Raw genomic sequence first — 26,593 nt, forward strand, 5'->3', positions numbered from 1 at the left:
AGGTCAGTATGCAGCGCACAACTTTTAGGGAGTCGGCGACGGTTCGAATCGCATCGCGTGCAGCGTCGGGCGCGCGAGCACTGTGGTCGGGGAGTAGCGCAACGCGAAGGTACGCATCCTGCAGCCGAGTGGGTTTCCCAGCTGTTCGATGCGGTCGCGGCGACGAGCATTGCGGACCATCGTGAGGGTCCGGGCCATCCGGTTCTGCTCGTAGCGTCGCAGTGCATTCGTGACGTCGGGGGTCGACGCGAGAGTCTGTGCCAGGACCCATGCGTCCTCGATCGCTGCACCGCTCGCCTGGCCAAGGCTGTTGAGCATCGGATGCGCCGCGTCGCCGAGCAGCGTCACCGGGCCGGAGCCCCATTGCTGCAGTAGGGGTCGGTCCTGCGCGGGGACGGCACCGATCACCGAGTCAGGCGTGTGCGAGATCGCGTCGAGTACTTCGTCGGCCCAGCCGTCGAATGCGTGCAGCAGCGTCCGCTGGTCGCCGCGCGCGGTCCTGGCGGCCTCGATTCCGAGCCGTTCGGTGCCCCACCAGTACGCGTTGCCACCGCCGATGTCGACCAGGTCGAAACGCTTTCCTGAACCCCAGTACTGGGCGGCGAGACCGGACGGCAACCGTGGATGGGTGAACGGGATCGCGGCCGACCAGCACACGTAGCCGTACTCGATCAGCGGGTTGGTCTGCGCCAACTGGCTGCGGACGGCAGAGCGAATGCCGTCGGCGCCGATCAAGACGTCCGCGGTCGCGGATCTGCCGTCGGCGAAGAACGCCGTCGCCGCTGATCCGTCGACCTCGAAGTGCGACAGTTCCGCACCGAAATGGACGCGGCAATCTCCTGCCGCTGTGCGCAACAGCGAGATAAGGTCGTTGCGTGAGATGCCGATGGTCGGCGCGCCGAGGGCACGCGACATCGAACCGAGCGGCAGCTGTCGGACCGATCTGCCGGTGTGGGTTCTGATCTCCAGCTGTTCCAGTGCCTGCCCGGGCAGCGGCGCCCCGAGTTCGATTCCGAGGTTGCGCAGCACCGCGGTGCCGTTGCTGCCGACGTTGATGCCACTTCCGGTCGTCCGTTGCTCAGGCGCTGCCTCGTAGATCTCGACGTCGATGCCTCTGGCCCGCAGTGCAATCGCGGCTGTGTAACCACCGACGCCTGCGCCGATGACGATCGCTCGGGTGCGGGTCATCGCGATGCCACAAGAAGGGGGAGTGCGGTCGCTGCCGTTGCTCGCCACGAGTAGTCGACCTGGTCGGTGAGGTCGGTGTCGGTCGGGTTGATCTCGACGACGGGCACGCCTGCGGCACGTGCAACCGACGGGAGTCCCGCAGCCGGGTAGACGACCCCCGATGTTCCGACGACGAGGAGAACGTCACACGCAGCGACGGCTGCCAAGGCGCGGTCCCACGGTTCGGTCGGCAGGGCTTCGCCGAACCAGACGACGCCGGGGCGAACGAGTCCGTCGCAGATCGTGCAGTGGGGTGGCGGCATACGTTGGAGGAGTTCGGTGCGGAGGGTCAGGGCTGCTGCTCTGCCACAGTCGCTGCATCGGGGCTCGTAGAGACTGCCGTGTACGTGGGCGGCGACGGCACTGCCCGCTCGTTCGTGCAGGTCGTCGACGTTCTGGGTGACGATCGTGACCTCGGCTGATTTGGTCCACTGCGCGAGTGCGAGGTGTCCGGCGTTTGGTTCTGCGCGCCCGACCAGCGTCGCGCGCCATTGGTACCACGCCCAGACCAGCGCGGAATCTGCCTGCCACGCCTCGGGGGTGGCGAGGTGCATGACGTCGTACTGCTTCCACAGACCGGATTGCGCATCCCGAAACGTGGGAACGCCACTCTCGGCGGACATCCCTGCGCCGGTGAGAACGGCGATCCGGCTCGCGTCGGCGACCAGCGACGTCACATCGTGGGGAATGTCACTACGCACTACTGGAGAGTAGCCACGGGGAGGTGACTTTTGCCTCTCGGCGTCGGATACGCTCACGTCCGGCCTTTCGTTGGCGCGAGACATAGCACGATTCCTAACTTACTTTGCAGTAAGTTAGGATTCCCAAAGGTTCTTACCGTTTCGCGCACCCACAGGAAGAAGTCTGAGACGTTGGAGACAACACAGAGCGCTGAGTCGTCGGATGCCCGGCCGCGCGTCGTGGTCGGCGTCGTTCGCGAATCGAACGACGGCGAGCGGCGAGTGGCGTTGGTGCCGAAAGTCGTGGCGTCGTTGATCAAGAACGGCGTGGACGTCGTTGTGGAAGCGGGCGCCGGTATCGGCGCGCTGATTCCTGACGAGTCCTTCGTCGAGGCGGGTGCCTCGATCGGTGACGCCTGGTCAGCGAACGTGGTGGTGAAGGTTGCCCCGCCGTCGGACGCGGAGATCGCTAAGCTGACCTCGGGTCAAACGTTGATCGGCTTCCTTGCCCCGCGCAATGCGGACACCAAGATCGGTGCCTTGAAAGACGCCGGCGTGCAGGGGTTCGCGGTGGAAGCAATTCCGCGTATCTCGCGTGCACAGGTGATGGACGCGCTGTCCTCCCAAGCCAACGTCGCCGGCTACAAAGCAGTGCTTTTGGCCGCGTCGGAGTCGACGCGCTTCTTCCCGATGCTGACCACCGCCGCCGGCACGGTCAAGCCCGCGACAGTGTTGATCCTCGGTGTCGGTGTTGCCGGACTGCAGGCACTGGCAACCGCCAAGCGTCTCGGCGGTCGTCCGACCGGCTACGACGTGCGTCCCGAGGTGGCCGATCAGGTCCGCTCGGTGGGTGCACAGTGGCTCGACCTCGGAATCGACGCAGCCGGCGAAGGTGGCTACGCGCGCGAACTGACCGACGACGAGCGCGCCGCGCAGCAGCAGGCTCTGGAGAAGGCGATCCAAGGGTTCGACGTTGTCATCACGACCGCGTTGGTGCCGGGCCGTCCGGCTCCGCGCCTCGTCACCGCCGCTGCGGTCGAGGGGATGAAGCCGGGTTCGGTGATCATCGACATGGCCGGTGAGACCGGCGGCAACTGCGAACTGACCGAGCCAGGGCAGACCGTCGTCAAACACGGTGTGACCATCGCGTCGCCACTGAACCTGCCGGCAACGATGCCCGAGCACGCCTCGGAGCTCTACGCCAAGAACGTCTCGGCACTACTGGAACTGATGTTGAAAGACGGTGCCTTCGCGCCCGATTTCACCGATCAGGTCGTCGCCGATTCCTGCGTCACACGTGACAAGGAGACCGTCTGATGTACACCGAACTGCTCTCGAATATCGCGATCCTGGTGTTGTCCGGGTTCGTCGGGTTCGCGGTCATCTCGAAGGTGCCCAACACGCTGCACACGCCGCTGATGTCGGGTACCAACGCGATCCACGGCATCGTCGTGCTCGGCGCGTTGGTGACGCTCGGTCGGGTCGAGGATCCTTCCGTGCTCATTCAGATCATTCTGTTCGTCGCGGTGATCTTCGGAACCCTGAACGTGATCGGTGGCTTCGTGGTGACCGACCGCATGTTGGCCATGTTCAAAGCCAAGCCTGCCGCGAAGGTTGCTGCTGATTCCGAGAAGGACGCTGCCTGATGGACAACCTCGTAACAGTGCTCTACATCATCGCGTTCGCGATGTTCATCTACGGGCTCATGGGCTTGACCGGCCCGAAGACCGCGGTCCGGGGTAACCAGATCGCAGCGGTTGGTATGGCCATCGCGGTGATCGCGACCCTGATCTCGATCCGCGACACCGGCAACTGGATCCTGATCGTCGCCGGTCTCGTCATCGGTATCGCACTCGGCATTCCGCCTGCGCAGCGCACCAAGATGACGGCCATGCCGCAGTTGGTCGCGCTGTTCAACGGCGTCGGTGGCGGCACGGTCGCATTGATCGCATGGGCCGAGTTCCTCGACACGTCCGGCTTCTCGAACTTCAAGCACGGCGAAGAGCCGACGGTGCACATCATCGTCGGATCCCTGTTCGCAGCGATCATCGGTTCGATCTCGTTCTGGGGTTCGCTCATCGCATTCGGCAAGCTGCAGGAAATCCTGTCCGGCGCTCCGATCACCCTCGGGCGACTGCAGCAGCCGGTCAACGCGTTGCTGCTGATCGGTGCGATCGCCGCGTCGGTCGTCATCGGTATCGGTGCTTCCGACGGTGGCGTCTCGCAGTGGTGGATCGTCGGCGTGCTCGTTGCGTCGGGTGTGCTCGGCCTGATGGTCGTGCTGCCGATCGGTGGCGCGGACATGCCGGTCGTCATCTCGCTGCTCAACGCGTTGACGGGTCTGTCGGCTGCGGCCGCGGGTCTGGCGTTGAACAACCAGGCGATGATCGTCGCCGGCATGATCGTCGGCGCATCGGGCACGATCCTGACCAACCTCATGGCCAAGGCGATGAACCGGTCCATCCCGGCGATCGTGGCGGGCGGCTTCGGCGGCGCGGGTGTGGCAGCAGTTGCCGGTGACGGTGAAGCCAAGTCCGCGAAGGCGACCAACGCTGCCGATGCCGCGATTCAGATGGCATACGCCAACCAGGTGATCGTCGTTCCCGGCTACGGCATGGCAGTCGCGCAGGCACAGCACGCGGTCAAGGAGATGGCGTCGCTGCTGGAAGCGAAGGGTGTCGAGGTCAAGTACGCGATTCACCCGGTCGCCGGTCGTATGCCAGGCCACATGAACGTGCTGCTCGCCGAGGCCGAAGTCTCCTACGAAGCGCTCAAGGAGATGGACGACATCAACGGTGAGTTCCAGCGCACCGACGTTGTCCTGGTGATCGGCGCAAACGACGTCACCAACCCGGCGGCGCGCAACGACCCTTCGTCACCGATCCACGGGATGCCGATCCTCAACGTGGATCAGGCGAAGTCGGTCATCGTGTTGAAGCGGTCGATGAACTCCGGTTTCGCAGGTATCGACAACCCGCTCTTCTACGCAGACACCACCTCGATGCTCTTCGGCGATGCCAAGAAGTCGGTAGGCGCGGTCACGGAAGAGCTGAAGGCTCTTTGACGTCGAGTGCATAGTTGTTCAGGCAAAATCCGCCCGCGGAGCCTGAACAGCTATGCACTCGATCGCTGTTTGCGGGCGATCGAGCGGCGAATCGGGTCGGTGAATTCGTGCGGCGCGCGGTACACCTGGTTGGGTCCGACGTAGAACATCTGCCAGCCGAGATCCTGCAGCCAGTTGTGGCGAGGGTTGTCGCGGCTCGGGGCATCGGGTCCGCTGTGCCACTCCTTGCTCTCGTATTCGAGGCCGATCTTCCAGCGCTCCCAGCCGAGGTCGAGTCTGCGGACGATGCCACGCGCTCGCACGACGACCTGCAGCTCGGGACGCGGAAGTCCGGCGTCGATGCACCGCAGACGGGTACGCGATTCCATCGGTGACTCGGCTCTCGGGTCTGCGTAGTCGAGTAGCTCGGCGACGTGCCGACAGCCGCGCTTACCGGCGTGGAGTTCGAGTTCTTCAGTCAGGGCGCTGCGGCCGAGTCCGTTTCGAAGCGCCAGATCCAGAATCGCCAAGGCATCGAGGCGATCGGACGTCCGTGCAGTGTCGATTGCTGTTCTCAGCGCAGTCGTCGCCGTTGCGGTTCCGACCTGGACGAGATCGCACTCCTCGATATGGTCGCGATGCACGATCAATCCAGATCGGCGACGCGTCATCCGCGAGTCTGGTGTGAGCAGGTGGACGGTTGGGTCGTCGACGACGGAGATCCCATGCAGTTGCGCGGCGGTGTTGCGGCAGGCGATCACCGAGCTGGCATCCATGGACAGACGTGCGGCCTCCAGCGTGAGCAGTGGCGTCGGTTGACGGTTCTGATGGCGATAGACGCCGCGAAACACCCGGACCCAATGGCCGCGGCTGATCCGGGTTTCGATTTCGGGACGCGTGTACTCGACCCGGGCCTGCTGCCAGGTGAATGCGCCGGACTGTTTGCCTGCCAACAGACTGAGGTTCGGTCTCATTCGCCTACTGTGCGACAGCGGTCAGCCTGTACCGACTCGACGACCTGCGGAAACAGTGTGCCTGTTGATAACTTTCTCGCCTGTGCACAACTGCCGAACGCATAGTTGTGCAGGCAGATTCGGGTCTGGAGCCTGAACAACTATGCACTCGACGCTGGTTTTACGACCCCGGCGAAAATGCCGGCGATAAGGACCGCGACGAACGGCACCAACATCGCGGTCGTCAGTGGAATCACCTTCGTCAGCCAGCCGATGAGCGAGGGACCTGCTAGGAACGCCAGGTAGCCCATCCCGAACACCCTGGACATGTTCACCCCCGCGCCATCTTTGCTGAGGTTGCCTGCCGCGGTGAAGATCTGCGGCACCGCTCCGGCAAGCCCGAGTCCGAACAACGCCCAGCCCGCGAGGGTGAGCCCGATCCAGTCCGACGTCACCACCATGCCCATACCGAGTGCGGCGACGAACGTCCCGTACCGGACGACCGCTACCGGACCGATGGCAGCAGCGACACGATCCGCACCGAATCGCCCGACCGTCATCAACGTCGAAAACGCTCCGAACGCCAGTGCTGCCGTTGCATCGGACGCCCCGAGGTCGTCCTTGACCTGCAGCGCACTCCAGTCGTTTGCGACGCCTTCGCAGAGCAGCACGCAGAATGCGATCGCGCCGAGTGCCCAGACCCTGCTCGACGGGCGTTGTTTCGGCGCACCCGTCGTCGCTGGCTTGTGCTCGGGTTGCACGTGCGGCAGTAGTCGGGCCGAAAACAGTGCGGCCAGAACCATTCCGATCAAGGCTCCGACAAGTAGCGACACACGAATGTCCCAGTCGGCGGCCAGGGTCGCGGCGCCGAGCAGGGCACCGGCAACACCGCCACACGAGAACAGCGCGTGGAAAGCAGCCATGATCGGACGGCCGTACGCCCGTTCGACGTACACCGCTTGCGTATTCATGGACACGTCGAGCGCGCCGTTACCGAAACCGAGTACCACCAACGCGATGCCGAGTTCGACGGCGTTGTCGGCGAGGCCGGGACCGATCACGCTCGCCGAAACGATCGCGCCGGACCCCGCTACCAGTGGCCGACTGCCGAACCTGTCCGCAAGCGGACCCGCGAGTTGCATTCCGACGATCGCGCCCGCAGCGACGAGCAGGATCAACAGGCCTAGGGACGCTTTCGACACCCCGGTGCGATCGAGGATCGACGGGATGTGGACGACCCACAGGGCGAGGATGAAACCGTTGACTCCGAAGATCCCGAAGACGCTGACCCGCGCAATGCGGAGTGGCTTGTCGATCGTTTGGGGAGGCACGCGATCCGAATGTACCTTCTCAGGCGCGACCGATCAGCGTCAGCGGGTCCTCCAGCATCGCGGCGACATCGGCGAGGAACTTCGAGCCCTGTTCACCGTCGACGAGGCGGTGGTCGAACGACAGTCCGAGCGTCGTCACAGAGCGGACAGCCAACTCGTCGTCGACTACCCACGGACGTTTACGGATCGAGCCCAGGCACAGGATCGCGGCTTCGCCCGGGTTGATCAGTGGCGTGCCCGAGTCGATGCCGAAGACGCCGATGTTGGTGATCGAGAAGGTGCCGCCACGCAGATCGGCGGGTGTCGCGTCGCCGTTGCGTGCCTTGGTGGCGAGGGCGGTGATCTCGCCGGTCAGGTCGACCAGACTCATGGCCTGCGCCTCTTTGATGCTCGGAACGAGTAGGCCGCGAGGACCGGCGACGGCGATACCGAGATTGACGTAGTTCTTGGTGACGATCTCGTGTGCCGCTTCGTCCCAGCTGGAGTTGAGGCTCGGATGTGCCTGCAGCGCAACGAGGATCGTCTTAGCGACGAGAGCGAGTGGGGTCAGTTTGAGATCCTTGAACGCCTTCGTCGTACGAAGCTGCTCGATCAGTTCGACCGACGCGGTGACGTCGACGGTCACGAACTCGGTGACATGCGGAATCGTCTGCGAGCTTGTCACCATCGCTTCGGCGGTCCACTTGCGGACTCCGGCGATCTTGGTTCGGGTCTCGCGATCGGTGGTGGTTGGCGCCGCGACGACCGAATCGGTCTGTCCCCGAACATCGTCCACGGTTATCGCGTGGCCGGCGGGAGTGACGGTGGCGAGGTCGACGCCGAGTTCGCGGGCCAGTTTGCGGGCAGACGGCTTGGCGTCGGGTCGTGTGTGATCAACCGCCATGGCCGGTTCGGCGTCCTGGACCTTCACTTCCGATCCCGGCTTACGACGGCGACTCTTCTCGGCGGCGCCGGGTCCGTAGCCGACGAGCACGGGCTGCCGTTTGGGTTCTTCGGCAGCGGGTTCGACGAGGTCCGGCTCTGCCGCAACAGGATCCGCGGGCGCAGGTTCGGGAACGGAGCCTTCCGTGGCCACGCGAATGATCGGCGCACCGACGGGGACGGTGTCGCCTGCGTCGACGATAAGTTCGGCGACGATGCCCGCGTACGGCGAGGGCAGCTCGACCATTGCCTTGGCGGTCTCGACCTCGGCGATGGTCTGATTGAGTTCGATGTGATCGCCCTCGGCGACGAGCCACGTCACGAGGTCGGCCTCGGTCAAACCCTCGCCGAGATCGGGCATACGGAATTCGAGCTGTGGCATCAGGCGGCCAGCGTCTTGTCTACCGCGTACAGGATGCGGTCGGGGCTCGGCAGGTGATGCGATTCGAGTTTGGCTGGGGGATAGGGGATGTCGAATCCGCCGACCCGTAGCACCGGCGCCTCTAGCTGGTAGAAGCAGCGCTCGGAGATTCGCGCGGCGATCTCCGCTCCGATTCCGAGGAACACCTGCGACTCGTGTGCGATCACCAATCGGCCGGTCTTGCGGACCGAGGCTTCGATGGTGTCGAAGTCGATCGGGGAGATCGATCGCAGATCGATGACCTCTAGCGAATGTCCCTCTTCCGCTGCAATTTTCGCGGCGGCGACGGCGGTCGTGACGGTGCCGCCGTAGGTGACGATCGTCGCGTCCGTTCCCGGCACGACGACCCGTGCGGAGTCGAGCGAGAGGGTAGGTGCTGCGTCGAGATCGACCTCGGCCTTGTCCCAGTAGCGTCGCTTCGGCTCGAAGAAGATCACGGGATCGTCGAGTGCGATCGCCTGCTGAATCATCGTGTATGCGTCGGCAGGGTTGCTAGGGGCCACTACGCGCAGACCTGCTGTGTGCGCGAAGTAAGCCTCGGGAGATTCCGAGTGGTGCTCGACGGCGCCGATGCCACCACCGAACGGAATGCGAATCGTCAGTGGTGCCTTGGCGTTTCCGCCGGTGCGGTATCGGATTTTGGCGACCTGGGAGACGATCTGATCGAAGGCCGGGTAGACGAAGCCGTCGAATTGAATCTCGCAGACAGGGCGGAAGCCGCGCAGCGCCATGCCGAAAGCCGTTCCGATGATGCCGGATTCGGCGAGCGGGGTGTCGATGACTCGTTTGTCACCGAAGTCCTTCTGCAGGGTGTCGGTCACGCGAAAGACGCCGCCGAGCTTGCCGATATCTTCGCCCATAAGCACGACCTTCGGGTCGTTCTCGAGCGCTCGGCGGAGCCCCGCGTTGAGTGCGCCGGCAAGGGTGATCATGATCGAACCTCCTCCAGACTGTCCAAATATGCTGCGTAGTCGCGACTTTGGTCGGCGAGCAGTGGTGTCTGCGTCGCGTAGACGTTGTCGAAAAGCTGTTCCGGCTTTGGGTCGGGCATGTCGATCGTTGCCGAGCGCAGTCGTGCGGCCACCGAGTCGGCCACGTTCTGTACCCGTGCGAGAAATGCGTCGTCGATCAGGCCTTCGCGCTCGAGGAGTCGTCGCACGCGGTCGATCGGGTCGCGCGCCTTCCACTCTTCGGTCTCGGCACGCGAGCGATAGCGGTTCGGGTCGTCGGACGTCGTGTGCGGACCCATGCGGTAGGTGATTGCTTCGACGAACGTCGGGCCACCACCTTCGCGGGCCCGTTTGATCGCCTGCCGTGTCACGGCAAGGACCGCGAGCACGTCGTTGCCGTCGACCTGAATGCCGGGGATTCCGAAACCCAAGGCGCGCTGCGCAATCGGTGTCGCGCTCTGCAGGCGGACCGGCTCGCTGATGGCCCACCCGTTGTTCTGGCAGAAGAAGACGACCGGTGCACTCCAGCTGCTGGCGAAGATGAGCGCTTCGGAGATGTCGCCCTGGCTGCTCGCGCCGTCACCGAAGTAGGCGATCGTCGCGATCTCGGCACCTTCGAGGTGCGCGGCAAATGCGTATCCGGTCGCGTGCAGACCCTGCGCGCCGACGATGATCGCCGGGTTGGTCATGTTCACCGAGTCCGGATCCCAGCCGGAATGTGCGACGCCACGCCACATCCGGGTGAGGACCGCCGGATCCACGCCGCGGCAGTAGGCGACCGCGTGTTCGCGATAGCTGGTGAAGACGTAGTCGTCGGGGTGCAGTGCTCGCGCCGAACCGACCTGTGCGGCTTCCTGGCCGAGCATCGGGGCCCAGAGTCCCAGTTCGCCCTGACGTTGCAGCGCGGTGGCTTCGCTGTCGATTCGGCGAACGACCACGAGGTCGGTGTAGAGGTCGCGGAGTTCTTCGGCGCCGATGTCGGATACGAGTGGTGCGAATTCGCGGTCGAGCACTCTTCGGCCGTCCGGTTGCACCAATTGCACCGGGTAGGCGGGTTTGTCGGCCATCGTGCACCTCCTGACAGGCTCGGCGGACTTTGTGGGTCCAGCGGGTCGCTAGCGGTATGTCTGCGGACTGTGGTGTGTCCTACTTCACAGGATCCACGATAATGCGCGATGCGCAAGTGGAGCTCGCAGAACTGAGCAGAATGCATGGTCTTACGTCACGACTGCGTGTCATACTGCGTCATATGTCAACTTTGGATGCGACAGACGCGAAGCTGCTTCTTGCCCTTGGACGCAACCCGAGAGCGACCGGTGTCGAACTCGCTCAGCGGCTCGGACTTTCCCGCAATACCGTCCAGGCGCGGATCGCGAAATGGGAGGAAAGCGGGGCACTCGGCTCGGTGGATCGACGGGTCGATCCGCGTGCGCTCGGCTATCCGCTGACCGCGCTCGTTGCGACAGTTGTCGATCAACATCAGCTGGATTCGGTGGTCGTCGCGCTCGCCGAAATCCCCGAAGTCATCGAGGTGTACGGCATATCGGGACTGACCGACCTCTCGGTGAAGGTCGTCGGAATCGACGCCGACGATCTCTATCTCGTCGCGGGACGAATCCTGCGGATACCGGGCGTCGAGCGAACGAATATGGCGCTTGTGATGAGGGAGCTAGTCAGCACGAGACTCGCACCTCTGCTCGAACGTCTTGCCGAACAGCGGCGTTAGAGCTAGCCGCCGCTTGCTGCGATCACGATTACCAGCGTCAGGACCGTGAATCCCAGAGTTCCGAGCGGGATGAACGCTTCCTTCTGGCTGTCGGGATTGCCGTAGTCGCCGTACGTGACATGCTGTCCGACCGCCCAGATCAGAACCACACCGAAGGCGACGCAGGCAAAGATCGTGACGGGCAGAAAGAGGAGACCGGCAACAAGAAGAACTGCGATGACAAGTTCGACGACGCCGACGATGCGTACCGTCCGTGCACTGAATCCACGACCGCGCAATCGCGACCACACCTGACCACGAAGCTGAACTTTCGGTAGTCCGGAACCCACCGCGGCGAGCGCGAGGACGACGGAACACACAACGGCCGCGATGTACATGGGCTTTTCCTATCACCCGGGGCGGTCCCGCATTGCTGGTTCGGTAGTTACAGCTGCAAGCGGGTCGTGAGTCCTTTTGGTGGTTGGGCCCACCGAAAGGACGCACGAGCGGCGAAGCCGCCTACTATTCGGCACGTGGACATCTCCGGCAAAGTTGCGATAGTCACGGGAAGCGGCGCAGGCATCGGGGCTGCATTGGCACGACGCCTCGCTGCGGGTGGCGCCCGAGTCGTCGTCACCGACCTCGACGGTGCGGCCGCGGAGCGTGTTGCGACCGAGATCGCCGTCGAGCGTCCGGACAGCGTGATTTTCTCGGCCGGTGACGCGGCCGACGAGGCCATCTTGCGCGACCTCATCGCACGTACCGAAGCCGAGTTCGGCCCGGTCGACCTCTTTTTCGCGAACGCGGGCATCGCCGGTGGCTTGGGTCTGGACAGCACCGAGGAACAGTGGAACGCGGCGCTCCAGATCAACGTCATGGCCCATGTTCGGGCCGCGAAGTTGCTCGTTCCCGGGTGGGTCGAGCGTGGCAGTGGATATTTCGTGACCACAGCATCGGCGGCCGGGCTGTTGACCCAGCTCGGCTCGGCCCCGTATTCGGTGTCCAAACATGGTGCCGTCGCCTTTGCCGAATGGCTGTCGATTACCTACGGCGGCAAAGGAATCGGCGTCAGCTGCCTGTGCCCGATGGGAGTGCAGACGGCGCTTCTGGACACCGGCTTCTCGGCCGGTGACAAATCCGCCGAACTTGCGGCCCGAGCAGTGCGGACCGCTGGTGAGGTGCTCGATCCTGCAGACGTCGCCGATATCGTCGTCGACGCCGTCGCCGACGAACGGTTCTTGATATTGCCGCATCCGCAGGTGCTGGAGTTCTACCGCCACAAGGGTTCCGACTACGACCGCTGGATTCTCGGCATGCGTCGCTACCAGGACGCACTGCTCGCGGCGGACGGCGTATGAGCACCGCGGTCGGTATCGACGAAGCCGCCGTCACGGGCTGGATCACCACGGCGCTCGGTCTGAATGCCAAGGCGCCGTTGAATTTCCGGCGGATCGGCAACGGCCAGTCCAACCTCACCTACCTGGTCACCGACGCGGCAGGTGCAAGCTGGGTGCTACGTCGACCACCGCTCGGCACGCTGCTCGCCTCCGCACACGACGTGGTACGGGAACACCGGATCCTCACAGCGCTGCAGGACACCGGAGTACCGGTACCGAAGGTTCTCGGACTGACCGAAGATCCTGCGGTGACCGACGCGCCGATGATGCTGATGAGTTTCGTCGACGGCACGGTCGTCGACGACGTCGCGGTCGCCGAACAGCTCACCGTCAAGCGCCGCGCACAGATCGGTGCCTCGCTGACGGACACGCTCGCGAGCATCCACGCCGTCGACCTGGACGCCACCCGGCTTGTTGACCTGGCCAGCCACAAGCCCTACGCCGAACGTCAGCTCAAACGCTGGAGCGGCCAGTGGGACAAGTCGAAGACCCGGGAGCACGCCGGCGTCGAAGGGCTTGCCGAGCGCCTCCGCGCCGCCGTACCCGAACAGCGCGAACTGACGTTGGTCCACGGCGACTTCCACCTGAGCAACGTGATCACCTCCAGCGTGGATGGTCGGGTCACAGCAGTTGTGGACTGGGAACTGTGCACACTCGGTGATCCACTCGCCGACGTCGGCGCGCTGCTCGCGTACTGGCCCCAAGCTGGCGAAGGCTACGTCGGTCCGTTTATGTCGTCGACCCTCGACGGCTTTCCCACCCGTGCCGAACTCGCGGACGCCTACTTCGCCCAGACCGGCAGGGACCCGTCAGCGCTCGGCTTCTGGCACACGCTCGCGCTCTGGAAGGTGTCGATCATCGCCGAGGGCATACTGCGCAGGCTGTTGAACGACCCGAGAAATCGTGGCGTGATGGACGTGTCGACGAAGATGGTCGACGACATCATCGCGCGTGCAATCGCTACGGCTGACGAAGTCGGACTTTAAGAGTGCTGCCGCGCCTTACTGGCGAACGATCGTAAGCGCGGCGGTGCGGATCGGCTCCGGAATCGGCACGGGTATGCGCGTCACGGCGTCGACGTAGACGTGCACGAAACGTCCGGTCGCGGCGAGTTCGAGGCCGGCGCTGCTGTCCCGAAAGATCGCTAGCGCGTAGACGATACTGCGGTTGCCGAGGCGTTCGATCGACAACCCGACCTGCAGTTTGTCGGGAAACGACAGTTCGCTGACGTATTTGCACGACGTCTCTGCGACGACGCCGATCGCGGACAGGTTCCGGATGTCGGTCCCCGTCGACTCGATCAGCCACGCATTCACGGCCGTGTCGAAGTACGAGTAGTACGTCACGTTGTTGACATGACCGTAGTGATCGTTGTCCGACCAGCGCGTCGGGACAGGCCACAGCACCGGGTAGGCGTCGGCGCGCAAGTTCGAAGTCATCGAGGAAGACGATAGCGGCATGATGGGTCCATGACCGAGATCGAGGTAATTCAGGGCGACATCACGACACAAACAGTCGATGCGATCGTGAATGCCGCGAACTCCGCGTTGCTCGGTGGCGGCGGTGTCGACGGCGCGATTCACCGCGCGGGCGGGCCCGAAATTCTGGCCGAATGCAGGCAGCTCCGGGCGAGCGTGCTGCCCAACGGATTGCCTGCTGGTGACGCCGTTGCGACGACCGCGGGACGGCTGTCGGCGCGCTGGGTGATCCACACCGTCGGCCCGGTGTACTCGGCGCGCGAGGACAGGTCGGCGATCTTGCGTTCGGCCTACACCCGGAGCCTGGAAGTTGCCGACGAGGTCGGTGCGCGGACCGTTGCCTTTCCGTTGATTTCGGCAGGCGTGTACGGCTGGCCGCACGATGACGCGGTCCATCAGGCGGTGACCGCGGTTCGTGCTGCTGGGGCGAAGGTCCATAGGGTTACGTTCGTCGCGTTCGGTTCGCCGATGGCGCAACTACTTCGAGCGGAATTGGGTCTTGTATGACGGCGGTTTTGATTTCGGTGGACGAACTGGCAATTGCTGTCGCTGGCGGCGACGGTCCGGTCCTGCTCGACGTCCGCTGGGCGCTCGGCGACCCGGATGGCCACGCTCACTATCTCGACGCGCACATTCCGGGCGCCGTATTCGTAGACCTGGAAACCGAATTGGCGGACCCGCCCTCGCCGGAGGCAGGTCGGCATCCGTTGCCGTCGTCGGCTGATCTGCAGGTCAGCGCGCGGCGCTGGGGAATTCGGCAGGGCGCCTCGGTTGTCGTCTACGACGCGACCGGTGGCATGGCTGCGGCGCGTGCGTGGTGGCTGTTGCGGTGGGGTGGGCTGACCGACGTTCGGATTCTGGACGGCGGTTTTCCTGCCTGGGTGGCAACGGGTCATCCGTTGCAGTCCGGCACACAACCGCCGCCGGTGGAGGGTGACGTCGAATTGTCAGGTGGCGCAATGCCGGTCATCGATATCGATGCTGCGGCGCAGTGGACGGGGGTGTTGCTGGACGCCCGTGCGGGCGAACGCTTTCGCGGCGAACAGGAGCCCATCGATCCGCGAGCCGGTCACATACCGGGCGCGGTGAGTATGCCGACCGCCGGAAACCTCGACGGCTCAGGTCGTTTCGCAGACACAAGCCTGTTGCGCGACCGGTTCGCGTCGCTGAACGGTCCGGTTGCCGTCTACTGCGGCTCCGGTGTGACCGCTGCCCACGAGATTGCGGCGCTCGCCGTAGTCGGGGTCGACGCCGCGCTCTATGCGGGTTCGTGGTCGCAATGGTCGAACGACCCGAATCGTGAAGTGGCTACTGGTGTTTAGCTCATTACGATCGGGAGTACTCGGATGCCGCGCGAATCAGGTCGTCGCTCGGACGCACGCCCGTGTAGAGCTCGAACTGTTCGGCGGCCTGTAGGGCGATCACCTCGGCTCCGGTGATCACGGTCTTGCCCAAGCCACGTGCGAGTCGAATCAACGGTGTCTCCGGTGGTTTGGCGACGACGTCGAAGATGACTTCGGCAGCCTCTACCGCCTCGTCGGGGAAGGGGAGCGCGGACGCTTCGGGTCCGCCGTCCATGCCGACAGGTGTCGCGTTGAGTAGCAGCTGAGGTCGCTGCTCGGCGAGGTCGGATTGCCATCGTAGACCGTACTTCCCGGCAAGTGCGGTACCTGCAGTTTCGTTGCGAGCGATCACGATACCGTCGGTGCGGCCCGCCTCGCACAGTGCCGCGACACACGCCTTCGCCATGCCGCCGCTGCCGGCGACCGCGAACGAGTAGTCGGCGGGTACGTCGTTGTCGTGCAACAGATTCACGACTGCCTGATAGTCGGTGTTGTACGCATGCAAGGTGCCGTCGTCGTTGACTATCGTGTTGACCGAATCGATTGCGGCGGCCGAATCGTGCATGACGTCGATGTAGCGAATGCAGTCCTCTTTGTACGGCATCGACACCGATGCGCCGCGAATGCCGAGGCCTCGGATCCCGGCGATTGCCGCCGCCAAATCGGGGGTTGTGAAGGCCTTGTAGACGAAGTCGATGCCGAGTTCGTTGTACAGGTAGTTGTGAAACCGAGTTCCGATGTTGCTCGGCCTGGCGGCGAGCGATATGCACAATGTCGTGTCTTTCGAGATGGTGCGCGCGTGGTCCACGGCTTTCACGCTAGCTCAGTCGCAGCCTTTGGCGACGCGTGTCAGCGCTGATTTGTCGGCCTCGCTGATCGGTAGTCGGTACTGCACGGCGACCGTGAGGTACTTCCCGGCGTAGAAGCAGTGATACGCCCCGTCGGGAGGCAGCCAATCTTGCGGTGTGTCATCACTTTTGCCCTGATTGATCGATCCAGTCACGGCCAGCAGGTTGTATCGAGTGTCGTTGGCGAACTCCATCCGCCGTTCCAGTGGCCACGTCGAAGCGCCGAAATCCCACGCGGCAGCGAGTGGGTAGACGTGATCGATCTGGATGTCGCCGGCATTGGCTTTGCTGAACGGCACGGTTTTGCCGGAGTAGGGGTCGGCGAGTTGGCCCGACAGTACGACGCAGTTGCGGGTGCCCTGCCGGAAGACGACATCGGTGAGTTGTTCGCCGAGAACGTCGTTGCGGGTATCGCAACCGTCGTGTCCGCCTGGTGCGTCGGTGTCGTCGGACCAAGACGGCCCGAAGACACAGCCTTCGCCGACCTTGCAGCCGCGCTGGTAGTCGGCTGCATTGGGGCGCGAAGGTACAACTGCGACGGCGTCGAGCAACTGCTCGAGCTGCGCGCGATCGGGGCTTCCGGGTGCGGGTGCTTCGGTGCGCTGTGCAAGCACGCCGCAGCCCGCGAAGGCCAGCAGCGCGGCGCACCAGGCGGCGATGCGTAGCCGTCGACGTGTCATGTCCCCCCGAGTCGTAGTCGCACAAATCAGTACCGAGCGAACAGTCTGCACGTAGCCACCGACACAGCGAGGGCGCTACGCGCCTCGTGAGTCTTTTCGGTGGTAGGGCCCGCCGAAAAGACGCACGAGCGGCGGAGCCGCCTATGATTGTTTCGATGCTGCACGGTTTGTGGTCCCCGGGTTCGGGGCTGCTCCTGTGGCGCGACGATTCCGGCGACGACCCGCCAGGTGGACCGCTAGGGGAGCTGGTCCACAACGCCAAATTTCGGCGCAGGGTCGAGGTGCCCCGCCCCGGTGCAACCGGGGTGGTCGTCGACGAAGTTCCTGCGATTGCCTGCGCTCCGCAAACCGCCGCCGACCTCCTGCTCGGAACGACGTCGACCGCTGGCCTGTCCGGCGATCTCGTCTACCTACGGCATGTCGCGCGCGGCATCGAGCGCTGGGTCCGCGCCGGTCGTGTCGTTCCCGAGGTCTTTCGCGCCGAGGGGGAGTGGTGGACCCGCTGGCGGCTGGTCGGCGGTTGGAAGCAGCGGGCCTGGTTGGCCGAGCTTGCCGCTGCGATGCCGCCTGCCCAACGCACCCAGGGGCCTGCGCCGAAGGTGCTTGCCGACCTGCTCGCCGAGCTTGCTGACCCGATCGTGCGGATCGTTCTCGGTCCCGACACCAGTCCGGCGACCTCGCCCATGTTGCGGTCGCTCGTCGACGGCAGAGCGCTCGACGAGGGGACGCACCGCGTTGCGAACCTGCTCGAGGAGTGGCGGGAAACGCTTACCGTCGACGAGCCCGAGTTGGTGTTGCGCCTGCTCGAACCGGACGACGAGGATATCGACGACGACGATCACGGCGGCGATCCATCGGACGCATTGTGGCGACTGGAGGTCTGTCTGCGGCCGGAAGGGGAAGCCCCGCAACCTGTTCCACTCGGTCGAGCCGATCCCGCACAGCTGCGGATTGCCGTTCGGAAGTTGGGCGACGCGATGTCGGCGTACCCGAGACTGCGTGATGTGCCGACGGATTCCCGCAGCCTCGATCTGCTGTTGCCGACCGAGGTGGTCACCGATCTCGTCGCACACGGGGCGGAGGTGTTGCGCGCCAACGGAATCAACCTGCTGCTGCCGCGTGCGTGGAGCATCGCCTCGCCGACGCTGCGACTGAAGGTCAGTGCGCCCGCGGCGGTCGCTGCGAACAAGAGCACGGTCGGGATGAAGGAGCTCGTCTCCTACAACTGGGAATTGGCGCTCGGCGACATCGTCCTTTCGCCGAAAGAAATGGCTCGGCTCGCGAAGTCGAAGGGCGATCTTGTTCGCCTGCGCGGACATTGGGTGCAAGCCGATCACGCCGCGTTGGCGCGCGCTGCTCGATACGTCGCCGCGCACACGGCGACGGATGCGACCCTCGGTGACCTGATCGGTGTACTCGGGGGCGAGTCGCCACCGGTACCGGTCGAGGAGATCACCACGCGGGGTTGGGTTGGCGCACTGCTGGATTCGGAGCGTAAGCCGACCGAGGTTGCTGTGCCAGCCGGTCTGAATGCGACGCTGCGACCGTATCAGCGCAGGGGACTCGACTGGCTGGCGTTCATGAGCGCCCTCGGCTTGGGTGCGGTGCTCGCCGACGATATGGGGCTCGGTAAAACGGTGCAGGTCCTTGCGTTGCTTGCGCACGAGCGGGCCGAGAATCCGACCCTTCTCGTCTGTCCGATGTCGGTGGTCGGCAACTGGCAACGTGAGGCCGAGCGGTTCGTGCCCGACCTGCGTGTCCTCGTTCACCACGGTCCGGGCAGGTTGTCGGGACCCGCACTCGTCGAAGCGGCTGCCGCTGCCGACCTGGTGGTCACCACGTACGCGTTGCTTGCGAAGGACAACGAGCAGTTTCGCGAGATGGCGTGGGATCGAGTCGTTCTCGACGAGGCGCAGCACATCAAGAACTCTGCGACCGCGCAATCGAGGGCCGCTCGCGCCGTGCCCGCCCGACATCGGTTGGCGCTCACCGGTACACCCGTCGAGAACCGGCTCGAAGAACTGCGGTCGATCCTCGACTTCGCGAATACGAGAATGCTCGGTACGCCGCAGGGGTTTCGGGCCAGGTTTGCCGTTCCGATCGAACGCGAACACGACCAGGCGGCTGCCGCCCGGCTTCGGACGATCACGGCTCCGTTCGTCCTACGTCGCGTCAAAACAGATCCGGCCGTCATCACCGATCTGCCCGAGAAATTCGAAATGACGGTGCGCGCCAACCTCACCGCCGAGCAAGCCACGCTGTATCAGGCGGTTGTCGACGACATGCTGCGCCAGATCGACAAGTCGGAAGGCATGAGCCGCAAGGGTGCTGTCCTGGCTGCGCTCACTCGCCTGAAGCAGGTCTGCAACCATCCCGCCCACCTGCTCGGCGACGGCTCCGCGGTATTACGGCGTGGGCAACATCGCTCCGGGAAGCTCGGTCTGGTGGAAGACATTCTCGACTCCGTGCTTGCCGACGACGAGAAAGCGTTGCTGTTCACCCAGTTTCGAGAGTTCGGGGAGCTGGTCGCACCGTACTTCCGCGAGCGGTTCGGGGTGGACGTGCCGTTCCTGCACGGCGGTGTGTCCAAGCTGCGACGCGACGCGATGGTCACCGAATTCCAGGCAGAGGAGGGGCCACCGCTGATGCTGTTGTCACTCAAGGCCGGTGGTACCGGACTGAACCTCACGGCCGCGAATCATGTTGTGCATCTTGACCGGTGGTGGAACCCTGCGGTCGAGAACCAAGCGACCGACCGTGCGTTCCGGATCGGTCAGCGTCGTGATGTGCAGGTCCGCAAGCTGGTGTGCGTCGGTACGGTCGAGGAGCGTATCGACGAGATGCTCACCAGTAAGAAGGAACTCGCCGATATCGCTGTCGGCAGCGGCGAGAACTGGATCACCGAACTGGGAACCGACGAATTGCGAATGTTGTTGCGGCTCGGCGACGATGCGGTGGGCGAATGAGTCCACCACGAGATCGCGTCACCGATTTCAGCCAGTTCGGCCCACGCAAACGCGTCGTCGGCGGTATCGAAGCGCGTAATCGCAGAGGTGCCTTCGGCAGCACGTGGTGGGGTCGGGCGCTGATCGACTCGGTGGAGGCGTTGGCAGACAGCGGTCGGCTTGCGCGCGGTCGGACGTATGCGCGCTCGGGGCAGGTTGTCTCGTTCGACGTCGGTGCCGGATCGGTGACCGCCGAGGTTCAGGGCAGTCAGCCCGAACCGTTCACGTCGGTGTTTTCCGTCCGCACGTTGGACTCCGCCCAGGTCGCCGAGATCGTCGACGTTGTTCGACGCTCGCCGGGAATGCTCGCCGAGATCGTGTCCGGTTCGGTACCGCAGGATTTGGGTCCGCTGCTGCTTCCGACGAGTGCGAGCGATCTGGATTTCGACTGCACGTGCCCCGACGGCGGTTGGCCGTGTAAACACGTGGCTGCGGTTGCCTACCTGATGGCCGAGCGCATCGACGAGCGACCGCTGGACATCTTGACGTTGCGTGGCGTCGACGTGGATTCGCTGATCAGTGGCGTCGAGGCGGATACCGAGGTCGACGACGACGATCTGTACGGCGACCGAACCGTGTTGCCCGCCTTGCCGACCGTTCCGCATCGTCCCGCGATGGACGATCTCGACCCGACGATATTGCGGCGGGCACTGCGAGCCGTGTCGGAAGAGGAGAAGGAAGTCGCTGCGGCGGTCCGCGAACTATCGGCTCTTTACGGCAGGCTCTCCGGCTGAACGGTTTTCGTCCAGCGCAAGCACCGCGGCGAACAACACGGTGCCGAGTGCGGCGAGCACCGTCACCGGTTCCGGGAAGTAGAGAATCGAGATCACGAGCAAGGTACATGCGGTCACGAAGCACGTGAAAGTGAAGAGCGTGCGCCCGATGATGGTGGGTGCGGATCGCCCAGCGAGGACGACGAGTATCGCGAACGTCGTTGCGAAGACGCCTGTTCCGACGCTGTAGCCGGTGTTGAGACCGAGCACGCTGAGTTCGCGTCCGAAACCTTCGGCAAGCGATGTCGTCGCGACTGCGGACAGCTCGGCGATGTGCTGTTCGTCGGCGGGTTTCGGTCCGTCGAAGACGTGGATGACGAGGATGTGGGAGACGCCGATCAATCCGATCGATCCGGCGGCGACCTCGTTGAGGCGGCGCGTCCACGAGGATTGACGGCTTGTTCGAGGCTGAACCTGGTGTTCGGTGACGGTCACGGGAACCTCTCTCGTAGGTAGACAATCACTATAATAAAATTTATGTTATAGGATCGCCAACGTGTCGAGCAAGGAAAAATGGCTCTCGTCAGGACTGGATCTGCTGGGTCGTGCCGGCCCGGGCGGTTTGACGATCGAGCGACTCGTCGACGCTGCGGGACTCTCTACCGGCTCGTTCTACTACCACTTCTCCGGCGTTCCCGGGTTCAAGGTCGCGCTGCTCGAATACTTCGAAGAGCTGCACACAACTCGGTACATCGCTGAGGTCGAAGCGAGTTCGGGCAGTGGTCGGGAGCGACTCGAGCAGTTGATGAACGTCGTGCTCACCAGCGAAGAGGGCTGGGACGTCGAGGTTGCCGTTCGGGCGTGGGCGCTCGACGACGAGCAGGCTCGAGCGGCGAAAGAGCGAGTCGATCGGGTCCGCGTCGACTATCTACGCGAGCTGTGGCTCGAGCTGAGTGGCGATGCCGTCGCCGCCGATCGAATGGCGAAAGTCCTGTACCTGCTGCTCCTCGGCGCGGGACACATTCTGCCTCCGGTGCCACCGGCCGAGTTGGCCGTGCTGTACCGAACGGTGATCGACGCGGCCGACCCGCGCTGAATCCGGCGCGACTATGCTCGATACCAAGGTGACGCAGATCACCACCTTGATATACATGGATGTCCAACTATAGGATGTCAACATATTGCAGATGGTGCGCTGCCGTCCCGAGTTCACGACAAGGCGAGCTGCAGACAAGTCGAGACCAACAAGAATGGATTTGAAGAAATGGCGCGTGAGTTAACTCATTTCATCGGTGGCGAGCACGTGTCGGGCACGTCCGGCAAGTTCGGCGACGTGTTCGACCCGAACACCGGACAGGTGCAGGCGCGGGTTCCGCTCGCGTCGAAGTCCGAGGTCGAGGCCGCGATCGCCAACGCTGCAGAGGCGCAGAAGGAGTGGGCGACCTGGAATCCGCAGCGTCGTGCCCGCGTGCTGATGAAGTTTCTTGCGCTCGTGCAGGACGAGATGGACTCGCTAGCCGCACTGCTGTCGTCCGAGCACGGCAAGACCGTTCCCGATGCGAAGGGCGATATTCAGCGTGGTCTCGAGGTCGTCGAGTTCGCCGTCGGTATCCCGCACCTGCTGAAGGGTGAGTACACCGAGAGCGCGGGAGGCGGCATCGACGTCTACTCGATGCGGCAGCCGCTCGGAGTCGTCGCGGGCATCACGCCGTTCAACTTCCCGGCCATGATCCCGCTGTGGAAGGCCGGCCCGGCCATCGCCTGTGGCAACGCCTTCATCCTCAAGCCGTCCGAGCGGGATCCGTCGGTGCCGTTGCGTTTCGCTGAACTGTTCATCGAAGCAGGGTTGCCGCCAGGCATCTTCAACGTCGTCAACGGAGACAAGGAATCGGTCGACACGCTGCTGCACGACGACCGGATCAAGGCCGTCGGTTTCGTCGGTTCGACACCGATCGCGCAGTACATCTACGAGACCGCGACGGCAAACGGTAAGCGGGCGCAGTGCTTCGGCGGCGCCAAGAACCACGCCATCGTGATGCCGGACGCCGATCTCGACGACGTTGCCGACCAGCTGATCGGCGCAGGCTACGGCTCTGCCGGTGAACGCTGCATGGCGATCTCGGTCGCGGTGCCGGTCGGCAAGGAGACAGCGGATCGTCTCGTCGAGAAGCTGACCGAGCGGGTCGGCAAGCTGAACGTCGGTCGCTCCGACGAGAAGGGCGTCGACTTCGGTCCGCTCGTCGGCTCCGATGCACTCAAGCGTGTCAACGACTACGTCCAGATCGGCGTCGACGAAGGTGCGTCTGCCGTTGTCGACGGTCGCGGCTTCAAGCTGGAGGGGTCCGAAGACGGGTTCTTCGCCGGCGCAACGCTGTTCGACAATGTCACCAAGGAAATGCGGATCTACAGGGAAGAGATCTTCGGACCCGTTCTGATGGTCGTGCGCGCCAAGGACTACGAAGAGGCGCTGAGCCTGCCGAACGACCACGAGTACGGCAACGGCGTCGCCATCTTCACGCGTGACGGTGACACTGCGCGCGACTTCGCGACCCGCGTCCAGGTCGGTATGGTCGGCATCAACGTGCCGATCCCCGTGCCGATCGCGTACCACACCTTCGGCGGCTGGAAGCGGTCCGGATTCGGCGACCTCAACCAGCACGGTCCCGACTCGATTCGCTTCTACACCAAGACCAAGACGGTGACGCAGCGGTGGCCGAAGGGCCTCAAGGAGAATGCGAATCACTTCGTCATCCCGACGATGGACTGACATGTTCGTACTTTCCGAAGACGAGCGGGCTATCACCGAGACCGCTCGGGACTTCGCTATGGAGTACTTGGCGCCCAACGCAATCGAATGGGACCAGACCAAGCACTTCCCGGTGGACGTGCTTCGCAAAGCCGGAGCGCTCGGTATGGGCGGCATCTACATCAACGAAGACGTCGGCGGCTCGGGTCTGACCAGGCTCGACGCCGTCCGGATCTTCGAGCAGTTGGCTATCGGCTGCCCGACGATCGCCGCCTACGTCTCGATCCACAACATGGCGACCTGGATGATCGACAAGTTCGGGTCCGAGGAGCTGCGTCAGCAGTGGGTTCCTGGACTCGCGTCGATGGAGTTGCTGTCGAGCTACTGCCTCACCGAGCCGGGTGCGGGTTCCGACGCGGCGGCCTTGAGTACCAAGGCCGTTCGCGACGGCGACGACTATGTTCTCAACGGCGTCAAGCAATTCATCTCCGGTGCAGGGACATCCGATGTCTACGTCGTGATGGCTCGTACGGGAGCGTCTGGCGCCAAGGGCATTTCGGCATTTCTCGTGCCGAAGGACGTCGACGGTCTGTCCTTCGGTGCCAACGAGAAGAAGATGGGCTGGAATGCGCAGCCGACACGTCAGGTGATCATGGAAGACGTTCGGATTCCGGCGTCGAACCTGATCGGCGACGAGGGCAACGGCTTTCGAATTGCCATGTCCGGCTTGAACGGTGGTCGCATCAACATCGCGGCATGCTCGATCGGTGGAGCGCAGGCGGCGTTCGACAAAGCGGTGTCGTATCTGGCCGAACGCAAGGCCTTCGGCAACAGACTCCTCGACTCGCAAGCGCTCCAGTTTCAGTTGGCGGACATGAAAACCGAGTTGGAGGCCGCGCGGACGCTGCTCTGGCGTGCCGCGGCGGCACTCGACGACGGTAGCGCCGACGTCGTCGAGTTGTGCGCGATGGCAAAGCGATTCGCGACCGACAACGGTTTCGAAGTCGCCAACAAGGCACTGCAATTGCACGGTGGGTACGGCTATCTCGCCGAATACGGCGTCGAGAAGATCGTCCGCGATCTCCGTGTGCACCAGATACTCGAAGGCACCAACGAAATCATGCGGGTGGTCATCGCCCGCTCGGTAGTGGGGAACGTATGACCGACGACGTACTGATCGACAAGCGTGACGGGCTGGGGCTGATCACGCTGAACCGGCCGAAGGCGATCAACGCGCTCAATCATCCGATGGCGTTGGCAATGACTGCGGCACTGCGGGATTGGCGTGACGACGACGAGGTCCGCGCTGTCGTCGTGACCGGAGAAGGTGACCGCGGGTTGTGTGCTGGTGGTGACATCGTGTCGATCTATCACGACGCCCAGGACAACGGATCAGGTTCGGCCGACTTCTGGCGCGACGAGTACATCCTCGATGCCTTGATCGCGCGCTACCCGAAGCCGTATGTCGTCGTCATGGACGGCATCGTCATGGGCGGCGGCGTCGGCATCTCGGCGCACGGCAGCGACCGCATCGTCACCGAGCGTTCGAAGATCGGCATGCCTGAGGTCGGCATAGGGTTCGTACCCGACGTCGGCGGCACCCTGCTTCTCGCGCAGGCGCCGGGGGAGTTGGGCACACACGTCGCGCTCACCACCGCACGGATGAATGCGGGAGACGCCATCGCGTGTGGTTTCGCGGACCACTACGTGCCGGTGGCCGATGTGCCTGCGTTGCTCGAAGCGCTGGCCGAGCAATCCGTCGAGCAGGCGATCGGGAAGTTCGCCGTCGCCGCGCCGGAGTCGGACCTGCTTGCCCAGCAGAGCTGGATCGACGAGTGCTACTCGGCCGACACGGTCGAGGAGATCGTCGCCAGGTTGCAGGCTCACGCGGAGCCGAAGGCGGCCGAGGCAGCTGCGCAGATACTCGCGAAATCGCCTGCGGCGGTGAAGGTTGCACTGCGGTCGCTGCGGAATGCGCGCAATGCCGCAAGTGTGGAAGAAGTGTTGAACGAAGAGTACCGAGTGTCGTTGGCCTGCTTGAAGTCCCGCGACCTCGTCGAAGGTATCAGGGCACAGGTCATCGACAAGGACCGAAATCCGCAATGGTCACCCGCGACTCTCGAAGAAGTATCCGAGTCCCATGTCGAGGCCTATTTTGCCGACCTCGGCGAACTCGAACTCGGCTTGGTAGTACCCGCTGGCCTCGTAGTACCCGATAACACTGTGGAAGGAACGCGATGACAGACACGACGCCCGGAGACGTGAAGGTCGGGTTCGTAGGACTCGGCCATATGGGCGGCCCGATGGCGGCCAATCTGGCGAAGGCCGGCTATCAGGTCCTCGGCTACGACCTGGTTCCTGCGGCACTCGAGCAGGCGACGAAGGACGGCGTCACAGTCGTCGGGTCGTCGGACGAGGCTGCGAACGCGGACGTCGTCATCACGATGCTGCCCAGCGGCAAGCACGTTCTCGACCTCTACAACGGTGGCCTGCTCGCCGCTGCGAAGCCGGGCACGCTGTTCATCGACAGCTCGACCATCGACGTCGCAGATGCCAAGTCCGCCAACGAACTTGCTGTGGCGGCCGGTCACCGCGCCGTCGATGCGCCGGTCTCGGGTGGTGTCGCCGGTGCTGCCGCAGGCACCCTGGCGTTTATGGTCGGCGGCTCGGAGGACGACTTCGCAGCAGCCAAACCTCTGCTCGACGTTATGGGTGCCAAGGTTGTCCACTGTGGCGGCGCAGGCGTCGGTCAGGCCGCGAAAATCTGCAACAACATGGTGCTCGGAATCTCGATGATCGCGATCAGCGAGGCGTTCGTGTTGGGGGAGAAGCTCGGGTTGAGCAACCAGGCGTTCTTCGATGTTGCGTCGAACGCGTCGGGTCAGTGCTGGTCGTTGACGACCTACTGCCCTGTGCCAGGTCCCGTGCCTGCGAGTCCGGCGAACAAGGACTACCAGCCAGGTTTCGCGACCGCGCTGATGCACAAGGACCTCGGTCTGGCTGCAAATGCGTTGCGCGCCAACGGTGTCGAGGGGTTGCTCGGTCTGCAGGCCGAGGAGATCTACAACCGCTTCAAGCAGGAGTCGGGAGGCGGTTTGGACTTCTCCGCTATCGTGACCGACATCCGCAAGCGTTCTGAAGGGGCCTGACCT

Annotated in this window: 27 protein-coding genes; 15 read left to right on the forward strand and 12 right to left on the reverse strand. The window is 64.1% G+C overall.

Translation table 11 applies throughout. The features are described from left to right. Positions 1-24: 24 nt before the first annotated feature. Positions 25-1,188 carry an FAD-dependent monooxygenase gene (locus JGU71_RS19620; protein ID WP_199705965.1) on the reverse strand — a complete coding sequence of 388 codons (1,164 nt, stop codon included), beginning with the start codon at positions 1,186-1,188 and terminating at the stop codon, positions 25-27. Continuing rightward, the gene (locus tag JGU71_RS19625) at positions 1,185-1,928 is read right to left on the reverse strand and encodes an SIR2 family NAD-dependent protein deacylase (RefSeq protein WP_307829729.1); all 744 of its coding nucleotides are present in this window, start codon (positions 1,926-1,928) and stop codon (positions 1,185-1,187) included. Before JGU71_RS19625 ends, JGU71_RS19620 begins: the two co-directional genes overlap by 4 nt. Before the next feature lie 171 nt (positions 1,929-2,099). Here JGU71_RS19625 and JGU71_RS19630 point away from each other — a divergent pair, with 171 nt between their 5' ends. The 3 genes from JGU71_RS19630 to JGU71_RS19640 are packed head-to-tail and all read left to right on the forward strand — an operon-like array spanning position 2,100 to position 4,971. After that, the gene (locus tag JGU71_RS19630) at positions 2,100-3,224 is read left to right on the forward strand and encodes a Re/Si-specific NAD(P)(+) transhydrogenase subunit alpha (RefSeq protein ID WP_199705967.1); all 1,125 of its coding nucleotides are present in this window, start codon (positions 2,100-2,102) and stop codon (positions 3,222-3,224) included. Further along, a complete protein-coding gene (locus JGU71_RS19635) occupies positions 3,224-3,553 on the forward strand; it encodes an NAD(P) transhydrogenase subunit alpha part 2 (RefSeq protein WP_199705968.1) in 330 nt (109 codons plus the stop codon). The genes JGU71_RS19630 and JGU71_RS19635 overlap by 1 nt, the downstream gene beginning before the upstream one ends. Further along, entirely contained in the window at positions 3,553-4,971 is a 1,419-nt protein-coding gene (locus JGU71_RS19640) for an NAD(P)(+) transhydrogenase (Re/Si-specific) subunit beta (protein WP_199705969.1), read from the forward strand. The genes JGU71_RS19635 and JGU71_RS19640 overlap by 1 nt, the downstream gene beginning before the upstream one ends. Positions 4,972-5,021: 50 nt before the next feature. Here JGU71_RS19640 and JGU71_RS19645 read toward each other — a convergent pair whose 3' ends face one another. The 5 genes from JGU71_RS19645 to pdhA form a co-directional block, all read right to left on the reverse strand. Continuing rightward, positions 5,022-5,924, reverse strand: a complete 903-nt coding sequence (locus tag JGU71_RS19645; RefSeq protein WP_199705970.1) for a type IV toxin-antitoxin system AbiEi family antitoxin — start codon at positions 5,922-5,924, stop codon at positions 5,022-5,024. Between the two features lie 140 nt (positions 5,925-6,064). Further along, on the reverse strand, positions 6,065-7,219 hold the full coding sequence (locus JGU71_RS19650) for an MFS transporter (RefSeq protein ID WP_199706097.1): 1,155 nt from the start codon (positions 7,217-7,219) through the stop codon (positions 6,065-6,067). Between the two features lie 34 nt (positions 7,220-7,253). Further along, positions 7,254-8,537 carry a dihydrolipoamide acetyltransferase family protein gene (locus JGU71_RS19655; protein ID WP_199705971.1) on the reverse strand — a complete coding sequence of 428 codons (1,284 nt, stop codon included), beginning with the start codon at positions 8,535-8,537 and terminating at the stop codon, positions 7,254-7,256. Beyond that, positions 8,537-9,508, reverse strand: a complete 972-nt coding sequence (locus tag JGU71_RS19660) for an alpha-ketoacid dehydrogenase subunit beta (protein ID WP_199705972.1) — start codon at positions 9,506-9,508, stop codon at positions 8,537-8,539. Before JGU71_RS19660 ends, JGU71_RS19655 begins: the two co-directional genes overlap by 1 nt. Further along, positions 9,505-10,593, reverse strand: coding sequence for a pyruvate dehydrogenase (acetyl-transferring) E1 component subunit alpha (gene pdhA / locus JGU71_RS19665; protein ID WP_199705973.1), 1,089 nt, complete (start codon positions 10,591-10,593; stop codon positions 9,505-9,507). Before pdhA ends, JGU71_RS19660 begins: the two co-directional genes overlap by 4 nt. 182 nt (positions 10,594-10,775) lie before the next feature. On the opposite strand from pdhA, the gene JGU71_RS19670 reads away from it, so the two are divergent. After that, positions 10,776-11,252: an Lrp/AsnC family transcriptional regulator gene (locus JGU71_RS19670; protein WP_199705974.1), complete on the forward strand. Its 477-nt coding sequence runs from the start codon at positions 10,776-10,778 to the stop codon at positions 11,250-11,252. A gap of 2 nt (positions 11,253-11,254) precedes the next feature. Here the strand turns inward: JGU71_RS19670 and JGU71_RS19675 are convergent, their stop codons facing one another. After that, positions 11,255-11,629 carry a DoxX family protein gene (locus JGU71_RS19675; protein WP_199705975.1) on the reverse strand — a complete coding sequence of 125 codons (375 nt, stop codon included), beginning with the start codon at positions 11,627-11,629 and terminating at the stop codon, positions 11,255-11,257. 135 nt (positions 11,630-11,764) lie between these two features. Here JGU71_RS19675 and JGU71_RS19680 point away from each other — a divergent pair, with 135 nt between their 5' ends. Continuing rightward, positions 11,765-12,589 (forward strand): SDR family oxidoreductase, encoded by an 825-nt coding sequence (locus tag JGU71_RS19680; protein ID WP_199705976.1) that lies wholly within the window; start codon positions 11,765-11,767, stop codon positions 12,587-12,589. After that, positions 12,586-13,614, forward strand: a complete 1,029-nt coding sequence (locus JGU71_RS19685; RefSeq protein WP_199705977.1) for a phosphotransferase family protein — start codon at positions 12,586-12,588, stop codon at positions 13,612-13,614. The genes JGU71_RS19680 and JGU71_RS19685 overlap by 4 nt, the downstream gene beginning before the upstream one ends. A gap of 15 nt (positions 13,615-13,629) precedes the next feature. Here the strand turns inward: JGU71_RS19685 and JGU71_RS19690 are convergent, their stop codons facing one another. Beyond that, entirely contained in the window at positions 13,630-14,067 is a 438-nt protein-coding gene (locus JGU71_RS19690) for an acyl-CoA thioesterase (RefSeq protein WP_199705978.1), read from the reverse strand. A 30-nt stretch (positions 14,068-14,097) separates the two neighbouring features. Here JGU71_RS19690 and JGU71_RS19695 point away from each other — a divergent pair, with 30 nt between their 5' ends. Then, entirely contained in the window at positions 14,098-14,613 is a 516-nt protein-coding gene (locus tag JGU71_RS19695) for an O-acetyl-ADP-ribose deacetylase (RefSeq protein WP_199705979.1), read from the forward strand. Continuing rightward, positions 14,610-15,428 carry a sulfurtransferase gene (locus JGU71_RS19700; protein WP_199705980.1) on the forward strand — a complete coding sequence of 273 codons (819 nt, stop codon included), beginning with the start codon at positions 14,610-14,612 and terminating at the stop codon, positions 15,426-15,428. The genes JGU71_RS19695 and JGU71_RS19700 overlap by 4 nt, the downstream gene beginning before the upstream one ends. 4 nt (positions 15,429-15,432) lie before the next feature. Here the strand turns inward: JGU71_RS19700 and JGU71_RS19705 are convergent, their stop codons facing one another. Next, a complete protein-coding gene (locus JGU71_RS19705) occupies positions 15,433-16,257 on the reverse strand; it encodes a shikimate 5-dehydrogenase (protein WP_199705981.1) in 825 nt (274 codons plus the stop codon). Positions 16,258-16,272: 15 nt separating this feature from the next. Further along, positions 16,273-16,977, reverse strand: coding sequence for an HNH endonuclease family protein (locus tag JGU71_RS19710; RefSeq protein WP_199705982.1), 705 nt, complete (start codon positions 16,975-16,977; stop codon positions 16,273-16,275). 155 nt (positions 16,978-17,132) lie between these two features. Between JGU71_RS19710 and JGU71_RS19715 the strand changes: the two genes are divergently transcribed. Both JGU71_RS19715 and JGU71_RS19720 read left to right on the forward strand, forming a co-directional pair. Next, on the forward strand, positions 17,133-19,943 hold the full coding sequence (locus tag JGU71_RS19715) for a DEAD/DEAH box helicase (protein WP_199706098.1): 2,811 nt from the start codon (positions 17,133-17,135) through the stop codon (positions 19,941-19,943). After that, on the forward strand, positions 19,940-20,716 hold the full coding sequence (locus JGU71_RS19720) for an SWIM zinc finger family protein (protein WP_199705983.1): 777 nt from the start codon (positions 19,940-19,942) through the stop codon (positions 20,714-20,716). Before JGU71_RS19715 ends, JGU71_RS19720 begins: the two co-directional genes overlap by 4 nt. On the opposite strand, the gene JGU71_RS19725 is transcribed toward JGU71_RS19720, so the two are convergent. After that, positions 20,684-21,190: an LIC_13387 family protein gene (locus tag JGU71_RS19725; RefSeq protein ID WP_199705984.1), complete on the reverse strand. Its 507-nt coding sequence runs from the start codon at positions 21,188-21,190 to the stop codon at positions 20,684-20,686. The two genes, JGU71_RS19720 and JGU71_RS19725, sit on opposite strands and share 33 nt — an antisense overlap. Positions 21,191-21,251: 61 nt before the next feature. On the opposite strand from JGU71_RS19725, the gene JGU71_RS19730 reads away from it, so the two are divergent. From JGU71_RS19730 to mmsB, 5 genes are all read left to right on the forward strand, one after another. Continuing rightward, positions 21,252-21,791 (forward strand): TetR/AcrR family transcriptional regulator, encoded by a 540-nt coding sequence (locus JGU71_RS19730; RefSeq protein ID WP_199705985.1) that lies wholly within the window; start codon positions 21,252-21,254, stop codon positions 21,789-21,791. Positions 21,792-21,959: 168 nt separating this feature from the next. Further along, complete coding sequence (locus JGU71_RS19735; RefSeq protein ID WP_199705986.1) at positions 21,960-23,462, forward strand: CoA-acylating methylmalonate-semialdehyde dehydrogenase; 1,503 nt, start codon at positions 21,960-21,962, stop codon at positions 23,460-23,462. A 1-nt stretch (position 23,463) separates the two neighbouring features. Then, a complete protein-coding gene (locus JGU71_RS19740; protein WP_199705987.1) occupies positions 23,464-24,603 on the forward strand; it encodes an isobutyryl-CoA dehydrogenase in 1,140 nt (379 codons plus the stop codon). Beyond that, positions 24,600-25,682 (forward strand): enoyl-CoA hydratase/isomerase family protein, encoded by a 1,083-nt coding sequence (locus tag JGU71_RS19745; protein ID WP_199705988.1) that lies wholly within the window; start codon positions 24,600-24,602, stop codon positions 25,680-25,682. Before JGU71_RS19740 ends, JGU71_RS19745 begins: the two co-directional genes overlap by 4 nt. Beyond that, on the forward strand, positions 25,679-26,590 hold the full coding sequence (gene mmsB, locus JGU71_RS19750; RefSeq protein ID WP_199705989.1) for a 3-hydroxyisobutyrate dehydrogenase: 912 nt from the start codon (positions 25,679-25,681) through the stop codon (positions 26,588-26,590). Before JGU71_RS19745 ends, mmsB begins: the two co-directional genes overlap by 4 nt. Positions 26,591-26,593 lie beyond the last annotated feature (3 nt).

Origin of the sequence: Antrihabitans stalagmiti (genome assembly GCF_016482825.1) — a bacterium.
GTDB classification, from domain to species: domain Bacteria; phylum Actinomycetota; class Actinomycetes; order Mycobacteriales; family Mycobacteriaceae; genus Antrihabitans; species Antrihabitans stalagmiti.

What these genes read in the sequence shown, in the direction of transcription:
- JGU71_RS19620 (WP_199705965.1), bottom strand. Translation starts at nt 1,188, where the DNA reads ATGACCCGCACCCGAGCGATCGTCATCGGCGCAGGCGTCGGTGGTTAC.
- JGU71_RS19635 (WP_199705968.1), top strand. Translation starts at nt 3,224, where the DNA reads ATGTACACCGAACTGCTCTCGAATATCGCGATCCTGGTGTTGTCCGGG.
- JGU71_RS19640 (WP_199705969.1), top strand. Translation starts at nt 3,553, where the DNA reads ATGGACAACCTCGTAACAGTGCTCTACATCATCGCGTTCGCGATGTTC.
- JGU71_RS19645 (WP_199705970.1), bottom strand. Translation starts at nt 5,924, where the DNA reads ATGAGACCGAACCTCAGTCTGTTGGCAGGCAAACAGTCCGGCGCATTC.
- JGU71_RS19655 (WP_199705971.1), bottom strand. Translation starts at nt 8,537, where the DNA reads ATGCCACAGCTCGAATTCCGTATGCCCGATCTCGGCGAGGGTTTGACC.
- JGU71_RS19660 (WP_199705972.1), bottom strand. Translation starts at nt 9,508, where the DNA reads ATGATCACCCTTGCCGGCGCACTCAACGCGGGGCTCCGCCGAGCGCTC.
- pdhA (WP_199705973.1), bottom strand. Translation starts at nt 10,593, where the DNA reads ATGGCCGACAAACCCGCCTACCCGGTGCAATTGGTGCAACCGGACGGC.
- JGU71_RS19670 (WP_199705974.1), top strand. Translation starts at nt 10,776, where the DNA reads ATGTCAACTTTGGATGCGACAGACGCGAAGCTGCTTCTTGCCCTTGGA.
- JGU71_RS19675 (WP_199705975.1), bottom strand. Translation starts at nt 11,629, where the DNA reads ATGTACATCGCGGCCGTTGTGTGTTCCGTCGTCCTCGCGCTCGCCGCG.
- JGU71_RS19685 (WP_199705977.1), top strand. Translation starts at nt 12,586, where the DNA reads ATGAGCACCGCGGTCGGTATCGACGAAGCCGCCGTCACGGGCTGGATC.
- JGU71_RS19690 (WP_199705978.1), bottom strand. Translation starts at nt 14,067, where the DNA reads ATGACTTCGAACTTGCGCGCCGACGCCTACCCGGTGCTGTGGCCTGTC.
- JGU71_RS19695 (WP_199705979.1), top strand. Translation starts at nt 14,098, where the DNA reads ATGACCGAGATCGAGGTAATTCAGGGCGACATCACGACACAAACAGTC.
- JGU71_RS19700 (WP_199705980.1), top strand. Translation starts at nt 14,610, where the DNA reads ATGACGGCGGTTTTGATTTCGGTGGACGAACTGGCAATTGCTGTCGCT.
- JGU71_RS19710 (WP_199705982.1), bottom strand. Translation starts at nt 16,977, where the DNA reads ATGACACGTCGACGGCTACGCATCGCCGCCTGGTGCGCCGCGCTGCTG.
- JGU71_RS19715 (WP_199706098.1), top strand. Translation starts at nt 17,133, where the DNA reads ATGCTGCACGGTTTGTGGTCCCCGGGTTCGGGGCTGCTCCTGTGGCGC.
- JGU71_RS19720 (WP_199705983.1), top strand. Translation starts at nt 19,940, where the DNA reads ATGAGTCCACCACGAGATCGCGTCACCGATTTCAGCCAGTTCGGCCCA.
- JGU71_RS19735 (WP_199705986.1), top strand. Translation starts at nt 21,960, where the DNA reads ATGGCGCGTGAGTTAACTCATTTCATCGGTGGCGAGCACGTGTCGGGC.
- JGU71_RS19740 (WP_199705987.1), top strand. Translation starts at nt 23,464, where the DNA reads ATGTTCGTACTTTCCGAAGACGAGCGGGCTATCACCGAGACCGCTCGG.
- JGU71_RS19745 (WP_199705988.1), top strand. Translation starts at nt 24,600, where the DNA reads ATGACCGACGACGTACTGATCGACAAGCGTGACGGGCTGGGGCTGATC.
- mmsB (WP_199705989.1), top strand. Translation starts at nt 25,679, where the DNA reads ATGACAGACACGACGCCCGGAGACGTGAAGGTCGGGTTCGTAGGACTC.